The sequence below is a fragment of the Alteribacter populi genome (assembly GCF_002352765.1).
Lineage (GTDB): Bacteria > Bacillota > Bacilli > Bacillales > Salisediminibacteriaceae > Alteribacter > Alteribacter populi.
This window is the reverse complement of record NZ_KZ293963.1, coordinates 1,831,761-1,854,584: the sequence shown is the minus strand read 5'-3', so window position 1 is coordinate 1,854,584 and position 22,824 is coordinate 1,831,761. Positions and strand designations below refer to the sequence as shown.

The following is a 22,824-nucleotide window of genomic DNA, read 5'->3' as shown; positions in this document are numbered from 1 at the left end:
ACCCTTTCTTCGTAGACTTTATGTTTAATTAATTTTATTATGAGTTACTATGTTGTAAATAGTATAACACATTGATTTGATTAGTCTATACTATTTGCTTGAAAAATGTTCGCCTTATTTTTGTCATATTTGTGAACATGTATTATTTTACGAGCATGTTTTTAGTTTGTGTTATTTTGCTGTGTTCGTAGTCCCTTTTTGAGCTTTTTCAACTCATATCATGTTCCTTTATTACAAGGTGTAAAAAGACTTTCATCGGTCCTTAAAAATCCCTTTGATTTCCTGCAGTCACGACGTTCAGATTTGTTGACAGGCTATGGTTTATCAGTTATCATTTTCAACGAACGGATACTCTTATTCCGAGTTGGCGGAGGGACAGGCCCGAAGAAGCCCGGCAACCATCACCCTTTTATTAAAAGGTGAACGGTGCTAACCTGCGAGACATCTGAATTGTCTTGAAGATAAGAGGTGAAGGCGAATGATTATAACCTTTTCCTCGCGGGGGAAGGTTTTTTATTGACTTTACGTAGACCCTTTTTAGTATTACATAAGTCGATGAAGTCAGCTTAGGTCGATAGGTTGATCTGAGTATTCTGCCGGGAGAATGAGTACCGTCACTACAATACACATATCCTATCTATTGAAGAGGATCGAGGAGGTACATTTAGTGGCAGAAAAACGACGACGTTTATTTACGTCTGAATCAGTAACTGAAGGACATCCGGATAAAATTTGTGACCAGATTTCCGATGCAATTTTAGATGAAATTATGAAAAGTGATCCTAATGCACGTGTTGCATGTGAAACATCAGTAAACACGGGACTTGTATTAGTAGCAGGGGAAATCTCTACAACGACGTATGTTGATATACCAAAAGTCGTTCGTGAAACAATAAAAGAAATTGGCTATACACGGGCGAAATATGGCTTTGACTATGAAATGTGTGCGGTGCTTACTTCTATTGATGAGCAATCTGCTGATATTGCTCAGGGTGTAAACCAGGCGCTTGAATCACGTGAAGGACAAATGTCAGACGAGGAAATTGAAGCGATTGGTGCTGGAGACCAAGGGTTAATGTTTGGTTATGCAGACAATCAGACACCTGAATTGATGCCTTTACCTATATCTTTATCTCATAAATTATCACGCCGATTAAGTGAAGTGCGTAAAGATGGTACACTTTCTTACTTACGCCCTGATGGTAAAACTCAAGTAACCGTAGAATATGATGAAAATGATCAACCGGTTCACATTGACACCATTGTCATTTCAACTCAGCACCATCCTGAAGTGGAGCTTGATCAAATTAAAGCCGATTTAAAGGAGCATGTCATCGGACCTGTTGTTCCTGGTAACTTAATTGATGAAAAAACAAAGTATTTTATCAATCCGACAGGGCGCTTTGTTATTGGTGGGCCACAAGGAGATGCAGGTTTAACGGGACGTAAAATCATTGTTGACACATATGGTGGTTATGCACGTCACGGAGGCGGTGCTTTTTCTGGTAAAGATGCGACCAAAGTTGACCGCTCTGCAGCTTATGCCGCTCGTTATGTGGCAAAAAACCTAGTTGCAGCAGGTCTGGCTGATCGTTGTGAGGTGCAGCTGGCTTATGCTATTGGTGTGGCACAACCTGTATCGATTGCGATTGATACATTTGGCACAGGACAAGTGGGCGAAGATGTAATGGTCGAAGTCGTCCGCGACAACTTCGACCTCCGTCCGGCAGGAATCATCAAAATGCTCGACCTTCGACGTCCGATCTTCAAACAAACGGCAGCTTACGGTCACTTTGGACGTACCGATGTAGAGCTTCCATGGGAACGTACGGATAAGGCAGACGTGTTGAAAGAACAAGCGTTGGTGAAAGCTGGAAAGTAACATAAACGGTATAATTCAGGCCCAATGAAGACTTTCATAGGGCCTGTTTTTGTATAGAGTTTAGAAAGTAGAAAAATCTACGCTTCAATGTCTAGCACAAGCTTCGTGAATCAGCTGCGGATTGTCTTGGGTGGATACACATCGGGGCATGACTAGCAGAGGAAGAGACAGCAACGAGGTCACTTTAGCCTCTTTGGGCGATAAGTCAAGTTTTCTATGTCGTACGACGCCAATGTGCTTGTGCTTTCCTTTATACGCTTCTGCTCGTCTCAAGAGAAAAGCATTCCTGAGACTTTAAAATTTACGGCGGAAGCTCACGCTGTTTTTAATAAAAGCACTTTTCGTATAGATTATCGTTATTGATTTATAAAACGAAAGAGCGAAAGGTGGAGACTCCAGCAGGAAAAGCAACAATGGTCTTCTTCCGACGAGGAACCGCAGGAGCAGCAAAAAACCCCGCAGTGAGCACGCCTTTCGCGAATGAGGAGGCTGAAGCGTTGCCTGCGGAAAGTGAAGCCATGGAAGCGACACCCTTTGTATTTGGGTTCTAGAGTTATTCAGCAATCCCTACTTAAATTTCCCTAAGTATAAAAAAGCGGATTGCTCCGCTTTTAACCTGAATTTTTCACCTTTTCTATAACAGTTTTATAATACTGCCCTTTTTCTACATACTCTCTGCGTATGCGCTCCATATCTTCAATGTCTTCTTTTGTTAGCTCACGAACGACTTTCGCAGGACTGCCTAACGCTAACGTATTTGGCGGGATTTTTTTCCCTGGAGGAACGAGGCTGCCGGCACCGACAAACGCTCCTTCTCCAATTTCCGCACGGTCAAGGATGGTAGCCCCCATGCCGATTAATGCATCTTTTTGTATGACACAGCTATGTAAAATGCACTGGTGCCCGACTGTAACGCCTTCTTTTAAAACTAAAGGGTTATTAGGGCTTTGGTGTAACGTACTGTTATCTTGAATGTTCACGCGTTCTCCTATATAAGTCGGAGCCACATCTCCTCGTATTACTGTATTGAACCAAAGGCTCGCCTCTTTTTTTATGTGGACATCCCCTGTGACGATGACGCCGTCTGCCAAATAAACAGTCGGATCAATCGTTGGCGTATGTTCACCATAAGGATAAATCTTCATAAGTCAGACCCCTTTCTAAGTTAGCTTCTACAGTAAGTTTATCAAATCGACACGTAAAGAACCACGAAATTGGAGGCATGGTTCTTGACTCAGGGAGCAAAAGAACGACAAGATAGATAAAAGACGAAGTAAAGAAGGTGAATCATATGTGGAAGTGGGAGGTACAAAATCAACCGGCAAAAGGTGTATTTGTGATTGTCCATGGGGCAGGTGAATATCATGTTCGTTATGAATGGGTCGTTCGTCAATTGAATGAACACGGGTACCACGTCATTATGGGCGATTTACCAGGACAAGGAACCACAACAGGGAGACGCGGCCATGTGAATCAGTTTACGGATTATTTTGAAGCGGTTACCCCGTGGCTTGAAGAAGCACAATCTTATAATTTGCCGGTCGTTCAGCTGGGGCACAGTATGGGAGGGTTGATTTCAATTCTTATTCAACAGGTTGTTAAACCTTCATTAAAGCCCGATTTGCTTCTTCTATCTTCACCATGTTTAGGGTTATCTAATACACCTCCAATGTACAAAAGGGTAATTTCAAAATCTTTGAATCGACTTTGGCCTACTGTCTCTCTTCCTTCAGGTTTGGAACCAGGTTCGGGTACAAGAGATGAGCGGATGCGGGCCCGAGATCGTAAAGATGAGCAATTAGTAAAAAATGTAAGTGTCCGTTATTACGCGGAACTCACACGCGCGATCAAAAAGGCACATGACTCGGTTGCTGTTTTTCCCAATCTACCACTATTTGTCATGCAAGGAGGAGACGATAGGATTGTTGATAAAAAAGAGGTGAAACGCTGGTTTAACAGCTTGGATATTGAAGACAAAAGCTACCGAGAATGGCCATCTTTTTTTCATGAAGTATTAAATGATCCTGGGAAAGAAGACGTGTTTCTTCATATGCTGGCATTTGTCACTACACGCCTACACGTGATAAAGTAATAACCAACATTATTAAATGGAGGAAATCAATGGTAAAAGTACCTGCTCGCTCATGGACATTAATGTACCGCATTTATAAAAATGTATTGCCAGTTGTGCATCGTTACCTTGATGAATGGAGAGAAAGAGCCTCTCGTATTCCAGATCCTGAACTTCGAAAACAAGCGTTGATGAGTATTGATACAAAATCTTTTCATTGTGAAGGTGGCGCGGTTTACGGTTTGTTATCAGAAAAAAAGCGCGAGGAATGTATTCGTTTTATTGTTGCCTATCAAACCATTAGTGATTATTTAGATAATCTATGTGATCGAAGTACATCAATGGATCCTGATGACTTTACTTCTCTTCATAAATCGATGCCTGATGCTCTCACTCCCAGTGCTCCTTTACGTGATTACTACCAATTTCGAAATGAAAAGGAAGACGGGGGCTATCTTCATGCTCTCGTTAAAACCTGTCAGGAAACCGTGAGTGCGTTTTCGGATTATGCCGCTGTCCAACCGTTAAATGTTGAACTGGCGACTCTTTATACTGAGTTGCAAGTACATAAACACGTGACTCCAAACGATCGTTTACCTAGATTAGAAGCTTGGTTTGACGAACACAGGAAGCAATTGCCGGACATGACTTGGTATGAATTTTCTGCTTGTGCCGGATCTACATTGGGAGTTTATTGCCTTACTTCTTATGCAGCAGGTGACAGAAACCTTACGGCGGGTCAAGCAAAAAAAATCAAGGAAGGCTATTTCCCTTGGGTACAAGGGCTTCATATTATGCTTGATTATTTTATTGACCAAGAAGAAGATCGACTAGGTGGCGATTTGAATTTTTGTTTTTATTATGAAAATGAAGAGGAGATGCTTCGTCGTTTAAGTCACTTTTTCATTGAAGCAAAAAAGAGTATTAACGGATTACCTGACAGCCGATTTCACAGTTTAATTAACAATGGGTTGATTGCAATTTATTTAGCGGATGACAAAGTAAAAAATGACCCTGAGTTACGTGAAAAAGGAAAGCAAATCTTGCGTACCGGGGGAGCACCTAGTTTATTTTTCTACGTAAATGGCTGGATGTACCGTCAAAAAAGTAAAACCTAGTTATTTATAGGAAGGAACGGGATCGTGGAATGAAGCAACGATGACAATCTTTTTTTCAGTCGTATTACCAGTTATACTAGTCTTTGCCATCGGGTTTGCCGTGCAAAAATGGCAAAAGCTTGACCTCAGACCTTTATCGACGGTGGCGATTTATGTCATGACGCCAGCCTTGGTGTTCAGGACGTTTTATCAATCAGAAGTAGACATGCAATATGTATACATGATTATCTTTTCTTTGGTCTTATTGTTTGCCCTAATCATCTTAAATAAATTTTATGTAAAAGTAATGAATTATTCATCGTCTTTGGAAAGTGGCATGATTTTATCGACAGCATTTATGAATGCAGGGAATTACGGCGCACCGATTATTTTATTTGCATATGGAGAAGCGGCGTTTGCTTACGCAGTTTCATTTCTCGTATTTCAATCAATCATTATGAACTTTTTTGGTGTGTATTATGCTGCGAGAGGCGGAACGGGGATACGAACGGCAATTAAAGCTGTCTTTGCGATGCCGGCCACTTATGCTGTTATTGTTGCGATCGCCTTAAAAAGTTTCTCCTTGGGTATTCCGGAAAATTTGTTTCGCACTGTAGATATTATCGCAGAAGCGACGATTCCGACAGTAATGATTATTTTAGGTATGCAACTCGCAAGAATAGAGTGGGGGAACTTTGAATGGGGAAAGATCAGCTACGCTGTAGTGGTCAGGTTACTCGTCTCCCCCCTCATCGCCTGGTTCATTACACTTGCGTTGCCAATTGATCCCTTACTTGCAAAAGTGTTAATTGTGTCAGCTGCTATGCCATCTGCAGCAACGATCGTCATTTATGCTGTGCAATTTGATGCGAAGCCAAAGTTCGTGTCGAGCGTCACATTTATTTCGACATTGATAAGTATTATTACACTTACGTTGTTGTTGATGATCTTAGGATAATATGAAACGACTGTTTTCATAAGGTTTGCTTTTTGAGCGTATTATTCGGGCTCAAAGGGTGTTACGGACAAAATGAATTTGTCCTATACGATCATGTGAGTTGAAACACAAGCAACAATATTTTAGGAAAAATTTTATAAAATAAAGGCGGAATACCTAAAGCAGGTGTCCGCCTTGTTAATTTTATGCTCTTTTTTCAACTGCGATCACAAATGGTGGTGAGTTACGCTGGTTGGTAAATCGATATTCGAGCACGTGGGCTTCCTCTTGCGGAAGTTTTCGAACAAATTCGAGCAGTGCATCTCGCTCTACTTTCCCTTCGTCATGTCCATGATAAACGACGAGGACAATGATCCCCTCAGGTTCGAGAACAGAAAAGATATTTTTTACAGCGGTGATTGTTGACTGGGGAGTAGTCGTGATCGTTTTATCACTGCCAGGTAAGTATCCTAGGTTAAAAACTGCCCCGTTTACAGTTTGCCCACCTTCTAAATAAGACAGTACCTGTTCATGACTATCTTGAATCAGTTGAACGCGGCCGGCTAAATTTTGCTTTGTAGCTGCTAGCAGCCGATCTTTAGTCGCTAAAATTGCCGCTTTTTGAATGTCGATGCTGTAAACTTTTCCCGCAGGTCCAACCAACTTTGCCAAAAAAAGCGTATCGTGACCGTTTCCTGATGTAGCGTCAATAGCGACACCACCATCAGAAACCGCCTTTTCCAAAAGGAATCGAGTAAAGGGAAGAACGCCATCTATGTTCATTGTTTTGTCACCGCCGGAGTTTCATAGTATTTCCCTTGCCAACTATTGCGGCGCTTCATTTCAGCGTCGATACCATTGAGCACGGCCCATTTGTTTAAGCTCCACATCGGTCCGATCATTAGTTCAGAAGGGCCGTCCCCAGTTAAACGATGAACGATCATGCTCATAGGCAACACCTCGAGCTGATCACAGACTAGGTTCACGTATTCTTCCAAACTCATCAACTCGACCATGCCTTTTTCGTATTGCTTAACCATTGGCGTTCGCTTTAAAAGGTGGAGAAGATGAATTTTTATCCCTTGTACATCAAGTTTAGCTACTTCCTTGGCTGTTTCCATCATCATCTCATGGTTCTCTAATGGCAGACCATTAATTATGTGTGAACAAACACGGATGTTATGCTTACGAAGTTTATTCACACCATCTACATAGCATTGATAATCATGAGCACGGTTAATGAGCATGCCAGTTCGATCGTGGGCTGTTTGCAAGCCGAGTTCGACCCAGAGGTACGTGCGTTCATTGAGCTCTGCTAAATACTCGACGACATCATCGGGTAAACAGTCAGGGCGTGTGGCAATTGATAATCCAACTACATCGTCTTGCTGCAAAATGATTTCATACATTTGCCGCAGTTCTTCAACGGGAGCATACGTATTGGTATATGCCTGGAAGTAGCCCATGTACTTACCGGTTTTCCATTTCTTATGAAGCTTTTCTTTGATCGTATTAAACTGAGTGACAAGATCCTCTTTTCGATCTCCTGCAAAATCTCCTGAACCTCGTTCACTACAAAACGTACAGCCTCCGCTGGCGACGTTTCCATCTCGGTTAGGGCAATCAAATCCTGCGTCTAAAGGAACTTTAAAGATTTTTTCACCAAATTCATGTTTCAGGTGATCATTCCAAGTAAAGTAACGTTTATCACCGAACATTATTGGTGCTTCATTTGGCATTATTTTTCATCCTTTCAACTGCTGCCATGCTTTTTTCGTTTGATGGATCGCATGGTGTATATCGTTTTGGGACAGATCTCGGTGTGTTGTAAAACGGATCGTATACGGGCCATAAGGAACAGCTAATACACCTTGGCTTTTCAGTTCTATAAGCCAATCCTCACTCGTGAGTCCTGTTTCGGTGGTATCTACAAGAATCATGTTCGTTTGGACTTCATTTATAACATGAAACCCTTCTAATTCAGCTAAAAAGTTTGCTAATAGCTTGGCGTTTTTATGATCTTCGTTTAAGTGGTCAAAACCCGCTTTTAAGGCAAGTAAAGCTGGAGCAGCAATAACGCCACTTTGGCGCAAGCCGCCGCCAAGCCTTTTCCGCCATTTACGCGCCCGTTCAATGAAGGAGCGGTCACCAGCTAGGATCGAGCCCACAGGCGCACCAAGACCTTTAGACAGGCAAAACTGCACAGTAGACGCGTGCTTGGCAATATCCTTTAGTAAAACGTTTTCTGCCACAGAGGCATTAAAGATGCGTGCCCCGTCAATATGAACTGGGATTTGATGCTCTTTAGCCAATTCAGCAACGTTCGCTAAATAAGATCCTGGTAAAACGGAGCCCCCACTTTTATTATGAGTGTTTTCAAGCCAAATCAATCCTGTATCTGGAAAATGTACATCACTCATTCGAATGGCACCAGCTAGTTGTTCGAGAGGGATTTGCCCTTTTTTGCTAGGAAGTGTTCGCGATTGAACGCCAGCAAGTGCAGCGGTAGCACCGCCTTCATATAAAAAGACGTGCGCCTCTTCATCCATTACGATCTCTTCACCTTGCCGCATGTGAGTAAGTACTGCGACTTGATTTCCTTGTGTTCCACTTGTCACAAAGAGAGCTGCTTCTTTTCCAACTAAATCGGCAGCGTATGTTTCGAGTTCAAGTATCGTAGGATCTTCTCCGTATACATCGTCGCCAACAACTGCATTGGCCATCGCTTCTCTCATTTCAGGAGTAGGTTTTGTTACTGTATCACTACGTAAATCTATCATATTATCAGTCCTCCTACATTTGAACGTGCACCTCTAGTAAAACCTCTCTCACATCCTACCATAGATAGCTTTTAGGATATAGAGAGGATGTACAATATTGAGGCAATTGTAAATTTGAGTAAAAAGTTCGTTGCTTTATCTCGTAAACTCCACTACAATCTCCTTAGGCAAACGAAATATTAAGGAGGGGCAGTATGCCTAAGGCAGTTTGGCTTCTTGTTATTGGAATGGCCATTAATGTAACGGGGGCGTCTTTTTTATGGCCTTTAAACACGATATATATTCATATGGAATTAGGGAAATCACTTACCATCGCCGGCCTTGTCATTATGGGAAATGCCGTTATGGGTATTATTGGTAATTTGATCGGTGGAAACCTTTTTGACCGGATCGGAGGATACAAGACGATCATGCTGGGTGTGATCATTACAATGACGAGTGCCTTTATTCTAGCAATTTTTAATGAATTTTATCATTATGTCGTACTCATGCTCGGTTTAGGTTTTGGAGCAGGAATAATGATGCCTGCGATGTACGCTATGGCTGGATCAGTTTGGCCTGAAGGAGGAAGGCGCCCGTTCAACGCTATGTATGTGGCACAAAACATCGGTGTATCATTAGGGGCCGCTTTAGGGGGGCTTCTCGCCAGCTACCGATTTGATTTTGTTTTTTTAGGGAATGGGCTAATGTATTTTAGTTTCTTCCTACTTGCCCTTTTTTTCTTTAAACACTTGCAAGCAGACGTCGGTCAAGCAAGCACGACAAACGTCTTTGAACAAGGGCAAGCAGTGGAAAATAAAAAGCGGTTTCGAGCGCTGCTTATTTTATGCGGTGGATTTCTTATTTGCTGGATTGCCTATGTGCAGTGGCAGTCGACGATCTCTGTCCACACACAAAACCTCGGAATTCCGTTAACACAATATAGTATTTTATGGACGATTAACGGAGCGATGATTGTTTTTTGCCAACCGATTATTAAACTATTCATCGAGAAATGGGTACACTCATTAAAAGCACAAATTTACGTTGGCCTTGTCATTTTTATGGGGGCTTATGTTGTACTCTCACAAGCGGACGTGTTTAGCGCATTTATTGTGGCAATGGTTATTCTAACATTTGGTGAAATGTTCGTTTGGCCAGCCATACCAACAATTGCTCATCAGTTAGCACCTGAAGGGAAAGCAGGGTTTTATCAAGGGATTGTAAACAGTATTGGTACCGGAGGACGTATGCTTGGACCCTTTTTTGGTGGCGTAATGGCGGATCTCTTCGGAATGAGTGTGTTGTTTTATGCGCTAGTGGCATTGTTCCTTATCAGTTTCTTAACGACATACTTGTATGACCGGGGATTGCAGGAACGAAAGGTCGACCAGAGAAACATAGAAACATCTGCATCCTAACAGGCTGGGGTTTAAAAAACACAATTAAAGTCTATCCTTTAGATAATAACCTTGACACATTCACAACAACTTCATAAAATAACTATTATATACAAATAAGATGTTTTGAAAAACGATGATGAGGATTAGTAATGAACCACGCATGTTTCAGAGAGTTGACGGGAGCTGAAAGTCAACCATGCCTTTCATGAACTCACCTTTGAGTTACAAAAGTCAGCGCTTTGCGTGAGCCTTTGTCGTATACCCGCGTTAAGGGTGTAAACGAAGTGAGTACACATGTACTAATCATGGGTGGTACCGCGGGAAGGTCATCAACATTAACTGTTAAAACCTCTCGTCCCTGACATAACGCCAGGGATGGGAGGTTTTTTTATATTGCAAATTTTCTAAACCTACATACCGGTGCTGTTATAAGGTACGATGATTTTTGAAAAAAGAAGGAGGTTGTCACGATGTCTTTTAATCATCAGAAGATTGAACAGAAGTGGCAAAAATATTGGGAAGAAGAAAAAACATTCAAAACGGAAGATGAATTTTCAAAGAAAAAGTTTTACGCGCTTGATATGTTTCCTTATCCATCCGGAGCAGGTCTTCACGTAGGACACCCAGAAGGTTACACAGCAACAGATATCCTCTCACGTATGAAACGGATGCAAGGTTACAATGTCCTTCACCCGATGGGATGGGATGCTTTTGGCCTTCCTGCTGAGCAATATGCACTCGATACTGGAAAACACCCGCGCGAGTTCACAATAGCAAACATTGCCACGTTTCGTCGCCAAATTAAGGCGCTCGGTTTTTCATACGACTGGGATCGCGAAGTGAACACTGTTGATGAGAAGTACTACAAATGGACGCAGTGGATTTTTACAAAGCTTTATGAAAAAGGGCTTGCCTACATTGATGAAGTGGCAGTCAACTGGTGTCCTGCACTGGGAACGGTGCTTGCAAATGAAGAGGTCATCGACGGGCTGAGCGAACGAGGAGGCCATCCTGTTGAACGTCGCCCGATGAAGCAGTGGATGCTTAAAATTACTGCTTATGCGGACCGCCTTTTAGAAGATTTGGATGACCTTGATTGGCCGGAAAGCTTAAAAGACATGCAGCGAAACTGGATTGGCCGTTCAGAAGGTGCAGACGTCCGTTTTACAATAGACGGTTACAACGACTCGTTTACTGTATTTACTACGCGACCTGATACGTTATACGGTGCTACCTACATCGTGTTGGCTCCAGAACACAATCTAGTAAGGGAAATTACCACTGCTGAACAAAAAGAAGCGGTCGGGAAGTATCAGCGTGCTGTTGCCACAAAAAGCGATCTTGAGCGAACGGAATTAACTAAAGAAAAGACGGGTGTGTTTACAGGGGCTTATGCCGTTCATCCGGTTTCCGGTGAAAAGCTGCCGATCTGGATTGCGGATTACGTGTTAGCGAGCTACGGATCAGGTGCAATTATGGCTGTTCCAGCTCACGATGAACGGGACTATGAGTTTGCTAAAACGTTTGATCTTCCGATTCGTGAAGTCGTGTCAGGTGGTAATGTAGAAGAAGAGCCTTACACAGGAGATGGCCCTCATGTAAACTCTGACTTCTTAGACGGCCTTGAAAACGATAAGGCGATTGTGAAAATGATTGAATGGCTTGAAGGGAACGAAAAAGGCGAGAAAAAAGTGACGTTCCGCCTTCGTGACTGGCTCTTTAGCCGGCAGCGTTACTGGGGGGAACCGATCCCGATTATTCACTTTGAAGATGGGACGATGAAGGCCGTACCCGAAGAAGAGCTGCCTCTTGTGCTACCAGAAATGGATGAATTTAAACCTTCAGGTACAGGTGAATCACCATTGGCAAACGCCGAAGACTGGCTTTATGTAACTGATCCTGAGACGGGTAAAAAAGGACGTCGTGAAACGAATACGATGCCGCAATGGGCGGGAAGCTGCTGGTATTATCTTCGTTATATCGATCCTCATAACGCGGAGCAACTGGCCGACCCGGAAAAGCTCGAACACTGGCTCCCGGTGGATACTTATATTGGCGGAGCTGAGCATGCCGTATTGCACTTACTTTATGCTCGCTTTTGGCACAAGTTCCTATATGACATTGGCGTTGTTCCAACGAAGGAACCATTCCAAAAACTCTTTAACCAAGGAATGATCTTAGGTGAAAACAACGAGAAGATGAGTAAATCGAAAGGAAATGTTGTGAATCCAGATGAAATTGTCGAGACGCACGGGGCTGACACGCTACGTCTTTATGAAATGTTCATGGGACCACTAGATGCATCGATTGCATGGAGTACGACTGGGCTTGACGGAGCGCGTCGATTCCTCGATCGTGTTTGGCGTTTAATTATTAACGATGAGGATACTTTAAATGAAGCGGTTGTCGATTACGAAGGAGACGGATCCTTAACGAAAACTTACCATCAAACAGTTAAAAAAGTCACTGAAGACTTTGAAGGTCTCCGCTTTAATACTGCAATTTCACAAATGATGGTGTTCATTAACGATGCATATAAGCAGGAGAAATTACCAAAAGCCTATATTGAAGGTTTCGTTAAAATGCTTGCACCAGTCGCTCCACATGTGAGTGAAGAGCTCTGGTCGAGGCTTGGACACGAAGGTACGATTTCATACGAAGCATGGCCGTCCTATGACGAAGATATGCTAGTTGATAATGAAGTAGAAATCGCCGTACAAGTAAACGGAAAAGTACGTACAAAGCTCGTCATCGCAAAAGACGCAAGTCGTGAGGACATGGAAAAAGAAGCTCTCGATCTCGATCGCATTAAAGAGGAAGTAGAAGGGAAAACAGTGCGCAAAGTTATCGCCGTCCCAGGTAAGTTAGTAAATATAGTAGCAAACTAAAAGGTGCCTTACCCCCGCCGCGTTATTGCTGTACAGCGATGGGGGTCAGGCACTTCTTTTATTCAAATAGCTGCTTTAGTATGTCTTCATTGTTAGTCAGGTCCTTTAGGGTATACTGCTTTAAAACGCTCATATAAGCATTTATTGCTTCTTTTAATACTCCTTTTAAGCGGCAAGCAGGGCTTAGGACACACATATTTGTCTCTTCATTAAAGCATTCGACATATCCGCTTGTATCCTCTGTCATTTTTACAATCTCTCCGATATTAATATCTTCAGGCGCTTTTGCTAAACGAATGCCGCCATTTCTTCCTTTAACTGTTTCCAATACGCCCATTTTCCCTAATTGATAGGTGATCTTCGTAAGGTGATTGTATGAAATGTTATATATGTCAGCAACTTTCTTAACACTCGACAGTTCTTCTTTAGGCTGTACGGCTAAGTACAGCAATAATCGAAGAGAGTAGTCTGTGTAGGTTGTTAATTGCATCGCACTCACTCCAATTGCTTATTTCTTAGCAATCATACCATACGATAAAACAAGAGTCAGACCCAAGACATCAATTGTGACAAATTTTAAACAATCACTAAAATATGTATTTTATATATTGATTTAAATTCAGAGCAGTGATTCAATAAATATATATTCAAAATACATATTAAATCTCACCTTCTGAAAGGGGATAACAAAAATGAGTACTTTGAGTGAACAAACGAAGCAAATTGTAAAAGAAACAGCGCCAGTTTTAGCCGAACACGGGGAAACGATCACGACACACTTCTATAAGAGAATGTTTGAACAGCACCCTGAACTATTAAATATATTTAATCAAACGAACCAAAAACAAGGAAAACAGCCACGAGCATTAGCAAATACGGTTTATGCAGCAGCTGTTCATATTGATAACTTAGAAGCGATATTACCGGCTGTTAAGCAGATTGCCCATAAACACCGAAGTTTAAATATAAAGCCAGAGCACTATCCGATTGTGGGAGAAAACCTTTTAGCTGCAATCAAAGAAGTACTACATGAAGCACCTCACATTGATGAAGTAGTTGAAGCATGGGGAGAAGCGTATGGCGTGATTGCTGATGTATTCATTCAAGTCGAAAAAGAAATGTATCACGAAGCGGAGCTAGCTCCCGGAGGATGGGAAGGTTTCCGTGAATTTACGATTGAGAAGAAAGAGCGAGAAAGTGATGTGATAACATCCTTTTATTTAAAGCCAGTAGATGGCGGGAAAATCGCTTCATTTAAACCAGGGCAGTATATTTCAATCCAAGCTCATGTTGAAGGCAGCGAGTATACACATATGAGACAATACAGCTTATCTGATGCTCCCAACGAGAATTATTACCGGATTAGTGTGAAAAAAGAAGAAGGCTTACCTGATCATGCGCCGGGTGTTGTTTCAAACGATCTCCATGATTACAAAAATGAAGGCGATACGATACTCATTACCGCACCAGCGGGGGATTTTGTTTTAAACGAGGAAACAGACCGTCCTGTGGTTTTTATTAGTGGAGGTGTTGGAATCACGCCACTTATGAGTATGTTCAACACACTTATTCGAACTGAATCAAAGAGAGAAATCTCCTTTATTCATGCTGCGAGGTCAGGTGATTACCACGCGATGGATGAACACGTAGCCGGTATCTCGAATGCGCAAGAAAACGTTAACTACGCTGTATGCTATGATTCACCTACACCGACAGACCTCAAAAAAGCACACTTAAAAAAGAAAGGTCACATTGATGAAGGCTTTCTTAACTCTATGATTAAAAATAAAGAGGCAGATTATTATTTTTGTGGTCCGACTTTATTCATGAAAGAAGTGTTTAAAATCTTAAAAGGTTGGGACGTATCGGACGATCACATTCACTTTGAATTCTTCGGACCAAAAGGGAACATAGAATAAGCTTAACAAGGTGCCTGACCCCCGCCACATTAATGCTGTACAGCGGTGGGGGTCAGGCACCTATCTATACGTTCATAGCTGCGGCTCGCCCTGCGGTGTATCCGGTGGAAAAGGCTACGGTGATGTTATATCCACCAGTGTAGCCATGCAAGTCTAATACTTCTCCGCAAAAGAACAGACCATTCATGAACTTAGATTCCATTCGCTTTGGCTGAACTTCTTTCACACTTACTCCGCCACCTGTAACAAAAGCTTTTTCAATCGAAAGTGTGCCGGTTGCGGAGAGGGAAAAATGCTGAGAGTATTCAGCGAGCTTGCGCATATTTTCTTTTGATAGGTTCGCCTGTGTCGTTTGCGGATCTACGCCTGTTTTTTCGAAAAGAACGATTAATAGGCGATCAGGCACCCAGCCAGTTAAAGAGTTTTTCACTGTTTTTTTTGGCTCAGCATTAACGTGCGTTTCGATGTCTTTGATAATGTTTTCTAAATGCATGCTAGGAAATAAATTGATGGCCATTGGAATAGGCACTCCACCATGTTTCTTCTGAGCTTTCACCACGAATTGACTGCAGCGCAGAGCGGACGGCCCAGAAATCCCAAAATGGGTAAAAATCATATCACCGTCATGTGTAACGATCGTTTTCTTTTTCTTCGGATCAATAACGCTAAGTTCAATGTCTCTTAGTGAAAGGCCTTGGGCTGTTTTTTCTTTAATAAACGAGTCGCTGCAGGTGATTGGAACTTCCGTCGGGTACAGATCAGTAATCTTGTGCCCAGCTTTTTTTGCCCACGGGTAACCGTCACCTGTACTTCCAGTGTGAGGAACGGATTTACCACCTACAGCGATAATGACGTTTTTCGCTTCAATTTCACCGCCCACTTTTAACTTCACACCGCGGACTTGATTGTCTTCGTGATCATATAGAACATCGGCGACCTCGGTTTCTGTTCGAATTTCTACGTTTAGCTTTTCAATTCGATCAAGCAACGTGCGAACGACAGTAATCGCTTTATCGTTTACTGGAAACATCCGGCCACGATCTTCCTCTTTTAGCTCAATACCAAGATTCTCAAAAAACGAAATAATATCTTCATTATTAAAAACGGAGAATGGGCTGTACATGAAGCGACCATTCCCTGGAATATGCTTTATAATTTCTTCTGCGTCTGCCCGGTTTGTTACGTTGCATCGACCACCACCTGAAATGGCAAGCTTTCGACCGAGCTTTGTCCCTTTATCAAGAAGGAGAACACGAGCGCCATGCTCTGCTGCTGAAACAGCGGACATGAGCCCAGATGGTCCTCCGCCGATTATAATGACATCATAACTATCTTGCATGATTGTTTCACCATCTTTCTAACTGCTTCTTAAACATTTTTAGTCTAGCATAATTATCTTAAACATAATCGGAATATATTTAAAGGGCGTATTAAACAAGAGATGTAAGTAACGGGAAAATTGAAATCGCTCAGCTACATGAATCCGTGTGCTATTTTCGTGAATAGTGGACTGTTCAAGCCAGATTGCGCGGGGAAAGTACAAAGTGAAGGGGCGCATTTCCTTTCGTAAGCTGTTCGACAACTCGTCAAGTTAAACTAGGGAGAAAAGTGCTCTTTTCTAAACTGAAAACTCATGATACTTTATATAAAAGGTAAAAGGAGTGAATGGACATGAAGCCAACCCGTATTTTAATGATTGGAGCCGGTAGAATGGCTGAAGCTGTTCTGTCTGGAATTGTCAGCAAACGACACCCTTCTGTAGAAACGATCACGATGACAAATCGTCAGGACGAAGTACGTTTAAACACGCTGAAAGAGCGATATGATGTAACTGCCTCATTGAATTGGGAGGAAGAGGTGGCTAAACATGATGTGATTTTATTAGCATCTCCACCTGTTACACACGATACAATTTTACAACGCCTATCTTCCTTAATAAAGGGGCAACTTGTTATCACTGTAGCAGCAGGCATTGACCCTACATACATGGAAGCGCGGTTACCAGAGGGAACACCGGTTTGTTGGATTATGCCTAATACCGCGGCGCAAATTGGACAATCGATCTCAACGTTTACGTGCGGAAATTATGTAAATGACGAGCACCTCCAAGTAATTAACCTTATATTAGGCGCAATTGGGGAATCTACTGAGTTAAGTGAAAAGCAAGTACATGATTTAACAGCTGTTACGGGAAGTGCTCCGGCTTTTGTTTATGCATTTGTGGAAGCAATGGAAGAAGCGGCAATGGATAATGGAGTCACACCCCAACAAGCACGTTCACTAGTGGTTAAAATGCTTAGTGGCTCCGCTGCTATGCTAGAAGCAGGACATTCTCCAACAGATTTGAAAAAACAGGTTGCTTCACCAGGAGGTTCGACGGCAGCTGGACTGGAAGTGCTGGTTGAACGAGGTTATAAAGATGCGATTAAAGCTGCGGTGAAGGCAACGAACGCTCATGCAAGAGGAGACAAGTAAATCTAGTAAAAAATAGGCAGTTTATCCTTGCGTGATAGGTAGGTTCCCATTTAGCACACCCTGGATGTTCGAGACAATTCTGCTCATGACCTTCTAATACTCTTTAAAGGACGTGTCTTCGATGTTAAAGCAACTTTCAATTAAGACCAAAAGACGTGATGAAATGATCGACATTACTAGTAAAGTTGAATCCTATATTAAAGAACAGAGGATTCATACGGGAGTCATTTACGTATATTGTCCTCACACGACTGCGGGGATTACAATTAATGAAAACGCTGATCCGGATGTCAAACATGACATGCTGATGAGGTTGGACGAAGTGTAGGACTCACGAAAAGTATCGTCACGCGGAAGGGAATTCAGCCTCACACCTTAAGGCCAGTACCGTCGGATCTTCACAGCCGATTGTTATCGAAAACGGGGAACTCATTCTTGGAACGTGGCAAGGCATTTATTTTTGTGAGTTTGACGGTCCTCGTACTAGAAAATGCATATTAAAAGTCATCGAAGGTTAAGCATACCAAAGAACCAGCCTCCCGCTGGTTCTTTTTATTTACACCAAAAGTTCGGGGGACAGTCCCCTGAACTTTTGGGTTTTTAGAACTAGATTAAAGTTAATCGATAGAGAGTTTATATGTGACTAAAGTATTATTTTTCTTTTGAGTATGGGTACGAGCGGGGATTAGTGAAATACATGAGTCGTTCTTTGTCAAAAAATATTTATCTTTGGTTTTTTTTGGGAGGGTTCGATTAGATCAAACGTTTTTCAACAAGGTAAATAGCTAAAATATTGGGATTTTCTCGTTGATTATTATTAGAAAGTTAGATATTTCCCTACTCGAAATATTAGTATATCTAGTAAATGATTCTTTAGTCACGTTCAGCCAACCAACAATAAATGACAGAAAAATTAAAATATTACTCCTATACTAGAGATGATTTTCAAATCTATTAGGAGGTGTATGTCGTTAATGAAGAAAAGAGGAGATTGGAAAAGCAGGTTAGTAATTTTCATGGTCATTGCAGCACTCGTTGTTTCAACTTTGTATACTGGTCTTGAAACACCTACTTCTGCCGAACCTGAGCCAGGAGAACCGATACCACAGGAAGAAACTGCTGAAATTGTTACCCTGGAACTACCTGATGAAGAAGCAGCTGAAAGAATTGTAGAGCTGGACATTGATATTGCAGCGATCCACGAAAATAACGGTGCAATGGAAGTAGAAGCTGTTGTTACACCATCAGAAATTAAAGTATTAGAGGATTACGGTATTGAAGTAAGTTCCACATTACTTACAAAGCAAGAAGATGCAACAAGAGTAGTTGAAAGAAATGGATCAGAGCAACGAAGTTCAACTTTGGCTACTGTAGAAGATGAGCTACAAATTCTTCGTGCGAATCATTTCACGAATCAATCCGCTACATTCCTTTACGTTGAAGTAAAATCGAGTGAAGGGGATTCAGTAAGTACAGCACTTACCGCAAGCTGGACGGAAAATGGGGAGGAAAATTCAGCCACGCTTTCACGAAGATCTGATTACGGGGAATATTTATACCACTGGTTTGAAATTCCCGTAGAAGAAATCCCATCGACAGTTACTATTGAGAGTAATTTAGGTGGTACGGCAACAAGAGACGTAACTGAGTGGTTAGGAGGAGACAGGCCTGAACCGGGAGAACATTATGTAACAGAGTTTATCGACTCTTATATGACACCCATTGAAATTAATGAAAAAATGGAACAGTTGGCAGATGAGTTCCCAGATCTAGTAGAGATCATCGAAATGCCTTATGAAACGAATGGGTATAGACGACACGCTCAGGCTACGATGGGAGGTTTTACAAATACTGCCGTTAGCGTAACATCAAAAGATTGGGGACATGAAGGTGGTAATGACATAGAAGTAGAATTTGTTGACCCTAATACCGAAGAAGCGTCGCTAGATGTGGCGGTGGAAGAAAAAAAAGTAACTGTACAACTAGCAACAGATTCTTCAGGTGAATTAACAAGTACGGCGAGTGAAGTTGTCGAGGCACTAAATGATCAAGCGAGTGATCTTGTTGCGGCAACAACATATCGTGGAAACAGTGGAACGGGAATGGCGCAACCATGGTCGTCAACATTATCTGATGGATTAAACGCACCAGATTATGTTTCTCGTGAACCTGCTACGGTTAAAGCGTTTAGGATTGGCAAGGACAGAGATGGTTCTAATCCAGGTGTACTTGCTTATTCTCAAGAGCATGCACGTGAATGGGTAACACCGCTAGTTACGATGGAAACGGCAGAACGTTTACTTAGAAACTACGCTCATGATGCGGATACGAAGAAACTAGTAAATAACCTTGAGATTTTCTTGGTTCCAATGGTGAACCCAGATGGAGCAAATTACAGCTTCTACGATTTCAACATGCAGCGTAAAAATATGACAAATCACTGTGGGCCAGACGAAGCATCAGATTTTGGCGCTCGTAACAACTGGGGAGTTGATTTAAATCGAAATCACTCCGTAGGAACGATGTGGGATGGTTTTGTGGGTGCTTCTTCTAGCTGTACGAGTGGCTCATTTGCAGGTCCGGAAGTTAATTCAGAACCAGAGGCCCAAAATCTCGTTTGGTTAGCTGATGAATTTCCAAACCTTGATTTCGGAATGAATATTCACAGTCACGGTGGTTATTTCATGTGGTCACCAGGTGCTTATGATACGAATCGTACGACATTACCGCGTCCGACAGCAGGAGAAGAAGAGTATTATTGGCAGTCTTCTGAACATATTTTAAACCGAATTCAACAACATCGCGGAACCGTGATTCGTCCAACGCGGACAGGCCCGATCCCTGATGTATTGTACTCTGCTGCTGGTAACTCTGCTGACTATCTTTGGTATGAGAAAGATATTTATACTTGGAACTTTGAAGTAGGGGCACAATTATGGGAAGGTAACAGGTGGGTGTCCACAGGATTCCAACCTGATTATGAAGATGAAGGACATGATCAAGCATTGGAATTTGCAAACGGTTTAATAGGTTTGATTGAAGTTGCTTATGAAAACTCACAAGATAACAAAAAACCGAAATCAAACGCTGTACCTGGAAGTGGCACATACTCCGATCCAGTTGATGTGGCGTTTGAAACAAGTGAGCCGGCTACCATTTATTACACATTGGATGGAAGTCGCCCTACCTTTGAATCAAACCAACTACAACTAGCTGGCACACGAGAAGGCGCAGAAACATTACCTATTGATGAAACAACGACCATTAAATTCTTCTCAGTCGATCCTGCAGGAAATGTAGAAAAGAACTACAAGCCAGATGGAAATGGTAAAAACTACAATTCTGAGACGATTACAATTGGCGACTCAGATGGAAATCCAGGAAAAGGAAATGGCCCGCCTCCTCATGCAAGAGGTAACGGCAACCGGTAGAGTTAATAAATCCGATCTAGATGACATGTAGAATCGTTTGTCTTTTCGCCAAAGTACAGTACAAAAAGTCTCGCGTGTAAATGTGCGAGGCTTTTTACGTTAAGAAAAGTTCGGGGGACAGTCCCCCGAACTTTTTTAAATAAGTGAAACCATTTTAGGTGACTGGCGTCAATTAAGACTAAGGTTTTCCACTTTTTTAATCCGATAGCCACTGTTGCAGCCAATTTCTATCTGTTGAGGTGGAATTATGATAAAATGCTAACAGTGTCTATAAGAAGATGTTCAAAAACCAGATGTTGAGGTAGGGAATAAAATGTCAGAGAGACAGTTACTCAGAGGAACGATGATTTTAACAGCATCAATTTTCATTTCGAAGATGCTCGGTCTTATTTATATTTTTCCGTTTCAGGCGATTGTTGGGCTTGAAGGCTTGGCTCTTTATACATATGGGTATGTTCCGTATACGGTACTGCTTAGTTTAGCAACATTAGGGATCCCCCTTGCTGTATCCAAATTTGTCTCGAAATACAATGCTCTCGGTGATTACCGTACGGGACAACGATTGTTTCAATCAGGGCTGATTGTTATGGGAATCACTGGAGTTGTAACATTTTTAGCACTCTTTTTATTAGCACCTGTTATTGCTACAAGTGTGTTAGATCCAGATGATCTTCAAGGTAATAGTATTAGTGACGCTGTTTTTACCATTAGAATGGTCAGTGTAGCATTGTTAATTGTTCCTGTCATGGCGATTATTCGGGGATATTTCCAAGGACATAATTCGATGGGGCCGACTGCGGTTTCGCAAGTGATTGAACAAATCGTTCGGATCCTGTTTATTTTGCTGTTTACATTTTTGATTATTAATGTTTGGAATGGTGAATTAGGAACAGCCGTTGGTTTTGCCACATTCGGGGCCTTCATTGGAGCGCTTGGTGGTTTGGCAGTTCTGATTACCTATTGGATTAAACGGAGGGGCAACTTCCAAAAGCAAATAGAGGAAAGCGTCGTTGACCATCAAATACCTCTACCGAAAATGTATAAGGAACTGATTCGTTATGCGTTGCCGATCTCGTTTGTTGGTCTTGCTATTCCGTTGTATCAGTTGGTAGATATGTTTACCTTTAACAATGCTATGGACTCGTTAGGGTATAACCAGCAAACGGCCGAAAAATACTTTGGTGCTTTTGTCCAAGCATCTCATAAATTAATTCTCATCCCGGTATCGGTAGCTACAGCGTTGTCGCTCACCATTTTACCGACAGTGACAAATGCTTTTATTAATGAAGACAAAACCCGTGTTCAACGGCATATTACACAGACGTATCAGATCATTTTGTTTATAAGTATACCAGCGGCAGTAGGGTTATCGGTTCTTGCCTATCCCGCATACGGTGCTTTATTTGGATTAGCTGATCTTGAAATAGGTGGAGAAATTCTCAGATATTATGCACCAGTGGCGATTATGTTTTCGGTTTTCGCAGTAACATCGTCATTACTGCAAGGAATTAATAAGCAGAAGTATGCTGTCATTGCTTTAGGTGTCGGGGTTGTCTTGAAACTTGTAACGAACAGTCTTTTCATCGGGTGGTTCGTTGCTACTGGAGCGATTTATGCAACTGGACTTGGATACTTGGCTGCGATTGGTGTGAATGTGTGGGCGATTGGAAAATATGCAGAATACAGCTATGGCTTTCTTATAAAACGAACACTTCTTATTGTCATTTTTGCAACGATAATGGGCTTGAGTGTATGGGGAGTCAATCAGCTTATTCAGTTGGCGCTTCCACTTGAAACAAGAGTAGCAACATTTATCAACTTACCAATTACAATCGTAGTGGGTCTTGTCGTCTACGGTTTTCTCGGTGTTCGTTCAGGCCTTGCAGGTCAAATATTGGGTCATCGATTCAAGTTTTTAAAAAAGCAAAAGAACGTTATGGAAGACGCATAACACTAAGAAAA

17 protein-coding genes, 1 pseudogene, 1 riboswitch and 1 other annotated feature are annotated in these 22,824 nt (G+C 42.0%); of the genes and pseudogenes, 12 read left to right on the top strand and 6 right to left on the bottom strand.

The genetic code is table 11. From position 1 onward, the window contains the following. The first annotated feature begins 351 nt into the window (after nt 1-351). Nucleotides 352-468, top strand: a riboswitch (SAM riboswitch). Nucleotides 469-667: 199 nt separating this feature from the next. Beyond that, nucleotides 668-1,882, top strand: a complete 1,215-nt coding sequence (gene metK / locus CDZ94_RS08955) for a methionine adenosyltransferase (protein WP_096436286.1) — start codon at nt 668-670, stop codon at nt 1,880-1,882. 386 nt (nt 1,883-2,268) lie between these two features. Next, complete coding sequence (locus CDZ94_RS21295) at nt 2,269-2,433, top strand: hypothetical protein (RefSeq protein ID WP_157911727.1); 165 nt, start codon at nt 2,269-2,271, stop codon at nt 2,431-2,433. Between the two features lie 60 nt (nt 2,434-2,493). Here the strand turns inward: CDZ94_RS21295 and CDZ94_RS08950 are convergent, their stop codons facing one another. Then, nucleotides 2,494-3,027: a gamma carbonic anhydrase gene (locus tag CDZ94_RS08950; RefSeq protein WP_096436284.1), complete on the bottom strand. Its 534-nt coding sequence runs from the start codon at nt 3,025-3,027 to the stop codon at nt 2,494-2,496. A 146-nt stretch (nt 3,028-3,173) separates the two neighbouring features. Between CDZ94_RS08950 and CDZ94_RS08945 the strand changes: the two genes are divergently transcribed. From CDZ94_RS08945 to CDZ94_RS08935, 3 genes are read left to right on the top strand one after another with little or no spacing between them, the layout of a single operon-like run. Then, nucleotides 3,174-3,974, top strand: a complete 801-nt coding sequence (locus CDZ94_RS08945) for an alpha/beta fold hydrolase (protein ID WP_096436282.1) — start codon at nt 3,174-3,176, stop codon at nt 3,972-3,974. A gap of 29 nt (nt 3,975-4,003) precedes the next feature. Further along, a complete protein-coding gene (locus CDZ94_RS08940; RefSeq protein ID WP_096436280.1) occupies nt 4,004-5,071 on the top strand; it encodes a tetraprenyl-beta-curcumene synthase family protein in 1,068 nt (355 codons plus the stop codon). A 40-nt stretch (nt 5,072-5,111) separates the two neighbouring features. After that, a complete protein-coding gene (locus tag CDZ94_RS08935; RefSeq protein WP_096436278.1) occupies nt 5,112-6,008 on the top strand; it encodes an AEC family transporter in 897 nt (298 codons plus the stop codon). Between the two features lie 183 nt (nt 6,009-6,191). On the opposite strand, the gene mnmM is transcribed toward CDZ94_RS08935, so the two are convergent. From mnmM to ltaE, 3 genes are read right to left on the bottom strand one after another with little or no spacing between them, the layout of a single operon-like run. Beyond that, entirely contained in the window at nt 6,192-6,770 is a 579-nt protein-coding gene (gene mnmM, locus CDZ94_RS08930; RefSeq protein ID WP_096436276.1) for a tRNA 5-(aminomethyl)-2-thiouridylate-methyltransferase MnmM, read from the bottom strand. Further along, nucleotides 6,767-7,726 (bottom strand): tRNA modification radical SAM protein MnmL/YtqA, encoded by a 960-nt coding sequence (mnmL, locus tag CDZ94_RS08925; RefSeq protein ID WP_096436274.1) that lies wholly within the window; start codon nt 7,724-7,726, stop codon nt 6,767-6,769. Before mnmL ends, mnmM begins: the two co-directional genes overlap by 4 nt. A gap of 6 nt (nt 7,727-7,732) precedes the next feature. Next, nucleotides 7,733-8,767, bottom strand: a complete 1,035-nt coding sequence (ltaE, locus tag CDZ94_RS08920) for a low-specificity L-threonine aldolase (RefSeq protein ID WP_096436272.1) — start codon at nt 8,765-8,767, stop codon at nt 7,733-7,735. A gap of 194 nt (nt 8,768-8,961) precedes the next feature. Between ltaE and CDZ94_RS08915 the strand changes: the two genes are divergently transcribed. Then, complete coding sequence (locus tag CDZ94_RS08915) at nt 8,962-10,167, top strand: MDR family MFS transporter (RefSeq protein WP_096436270.1); 1,206 nt, start codon at nt 8,962-8,964, stop codon at nt 10,165-10,167. A 106-nt stretch (nt 10,168-10,273) separates the two neighbouring features. After that, nucleotides 10,274-10,512: a binding site (T-box leader), on the top strand. 107 nt (nt 10,513-10,619) lie between these two features. After that, entirely contained in the window at nt 10,620-13,037 is a 2,418-nt protein-coding gene (gene leuS, locus CDZ94_RS08910; RefSeq protein ID WP_096436268.1) for a leucine--tRNA ligase, read from the top strand. Nucleotides 13,038-13,095: 58 nt separating this feature from the next. On the opposite strand, the gene CDZ94_RS08905 is transcribed toward leuS, so the two are convergent. After that, on the bottom strand, nt 13,096-13,527 hold the full coding sequence (locus CDZ94_RS08905; protein WP_096436266.1) for an RrF2 family transcriptional regulator: 432 nt from the start codon (nt 13,525-13,527) through the stop codon (nt 13,096-13,098). Between the two features lie 202 nt (nt 13,528-13,729). Here CDZ94_RS08905 and hmpA point away from each other — a divergent pair, with 202 nt between their 5' ends. After that, on the top strand, nt 13,730-14,956 hold the full coding sequence (gene hmpA, locus CDZ94_RS08900; protein ID WP_096436264.1) for an NO-inducible flavohemoprotein: 1,227 nt from the start codon (nt 13,730-13,732) through the stop codon (nt 14,954-14,956). A gap of 64 nt (nt 14,957-15,020) precedes the next feature. Here the strand turns inward: hmpA and CDZ94_RS08895 are convergent, their stop codons facing one another. Further along, on the bottom strand, nt 15,021-16,295 hold the full coding sequence (locus tag CDZ94_RS08895; protein ID WP_096436262.1) for a BaiN/RdsA family NAD(P)/FAD-dependent oxidoreductase: 1,275 nt from the start codon (nt 16,293-16,295) through the stop codon (nt 15,021-15,023). A gap of 332 nt (nt 16,296-16,627) precedes the next feature. Between CDZ94_RS08895 and proC the strand changes: the two genes are divergently transcribed. The 4 genes and pseudogenes from proC (at nt 16,628) to CDZ94_RS08875 (ending at nt 22,813) form a co-directional block, all read left to right on the top strand. Further along, nucleotides 16,628-17,431: a pyrroline-5-carboxylate reductase gene (gene proC / locus CDZ94_RS08890; RefSeq protein ID WP_096436259.1), complete on the top strand. Its 804-nt coding sequence runs from the start codon at nt 16,628-16,630 to the stop codon at nt 17,429-17,431. A gap of 121 nt (nt 17,432-17,552) precedes the next feature. Further along, nucleotides 17,553-17,949 (top strand): annotated as a pseudogene (locus CDZ94_RS08885) (secondary thiamine-phosphate synthase enzyme YjbQ). A gap of 456 nt (nt 17,950-18,405) precedes the next feature. Further along, nucleotides 18,406-20,862: a M14 family zinc carboxypeptidase gene (locus CDZ94_RS21670; RefSeq protein ID WP_245415717.1), complete on the top strand. Its 2,457-nt coding sequence runs from the start codon at nt 18,406-18,408 to the stop codon at nt 20,860-20,862. A 313-nt stretch (nt 20,863-21,175) separates the two neighbouring features. Beyond that, the gene (locus CDZ94_RS08875) at nt 21,176-22,813 is read left to right on the top strand and encodes a putative polysaccharide biosynthesis protein (RefSeq protein ID WP_096436257.1); all 1,638 of its coding nucleotides are present in this window, start codon (nt 21,176-21,178) and stop codon (nt 22,811-22,813) included. Nucleotides 22,814-22,824: the final 11 nt, after the last annotated feature.

Coding starts and splice junctions, on each gene's coding strand:
- CDZ94_RS08950 (WP_096436284.1), bottom strand. CDS start 3,027: ATGAAGATTTATCCTTATGGTGAACATACGCCAACGATTGATCCGACT.
- CDZ94_RS08945 (WP_096436282.1), top strand. CDS start 3,174: ATGTGGAAGTGGGAGGTACAAAATCAACCGGCAAAAGGTGTATTTGTG.
- CDZ94_RS08940 (WP_096436280.1), top strand. CDS start 4,004: ATGGTAAAAGTACCTGCTCGCTCATGGACATTAATGTACCGCATTTAT.
- CDZ94_RS08935 (WP_096436278.1), top strand. CDS start 5,112: ATGACAATCTTTTTTTCAGTCGTATTACCAGTTATACTAGTCTTTGCC.
- mnmM (WP_096436276.1), bottom strand. CDS start 6,770: ATGAACATAGATGGCGTTCTTCCCTTTACTCGATTCCTTTTGGAAAAG.
- mnmL (WP_096436274.1), bottom strand. CDS start 7,726: ATGCCAAATGAAGCACCAATAATGTTCGGTGATAAACGTTACTTTACT.
- ltaE (WP_096436272.1), bottom strand. CDS start 8,767: ATGATAGATTTACGTAGTGATACAGTAACAAAACCTACTCCTGAAATG.
- CDZ94_RS08915 (WP_096436270.1), top strand. CDS start 8,962: ATGCCTAAGGCAGTTTGGCTTCTTGTTATTGGAATGGCCATTAATGTA.
- leuS (WP_096436268.1), top strand. CDS start 10,620: ATGTCTTTTAATCATCAGAAGATTGAACAGAAGTGGCAAAAATATTGG.
- CDZ94_RS08905 (WP_096436266.1), bottom strand. CDS start 13,527: ATGCAATTAACAACCTACACAGACTACTCTCTTCGATTATTGCTGTAC.
- hmpA (WP_096436264.1), top strand. CDS start 13,730: ATGAGTACTTTGAGTGAACAAACGAAGCAAATTGTAAAAGAAACAGCG.
- CDZ94_RS08895 (WP_096436262.1), bottom strand. CDS start 16,295: ATGCAAGATAGTTATGATGTCATTATAATCGGCGGAGGACCATCTGGG.
- proC (WP_096436259.1), top strand. CDS start 16,628: ATGAAGCCAACCCGTATTTTAATGATTGGAGCCGGTAGAATGGCTGAA.
- CDZ94_RS21670 (WP_245415717.1), top strand. CDS start 18,406: ATGAAGAAAAGAGGAGATTGGAAAAGCAGGTTAGTAATTTTCATGGTC.
- CDZ94_RS08875 (WP_096436257.1), top strand. CDS start 21,176: ATGTCAGAGAGACAGTTACTCAGAGGAACGATGATTTTAACAGCATCA.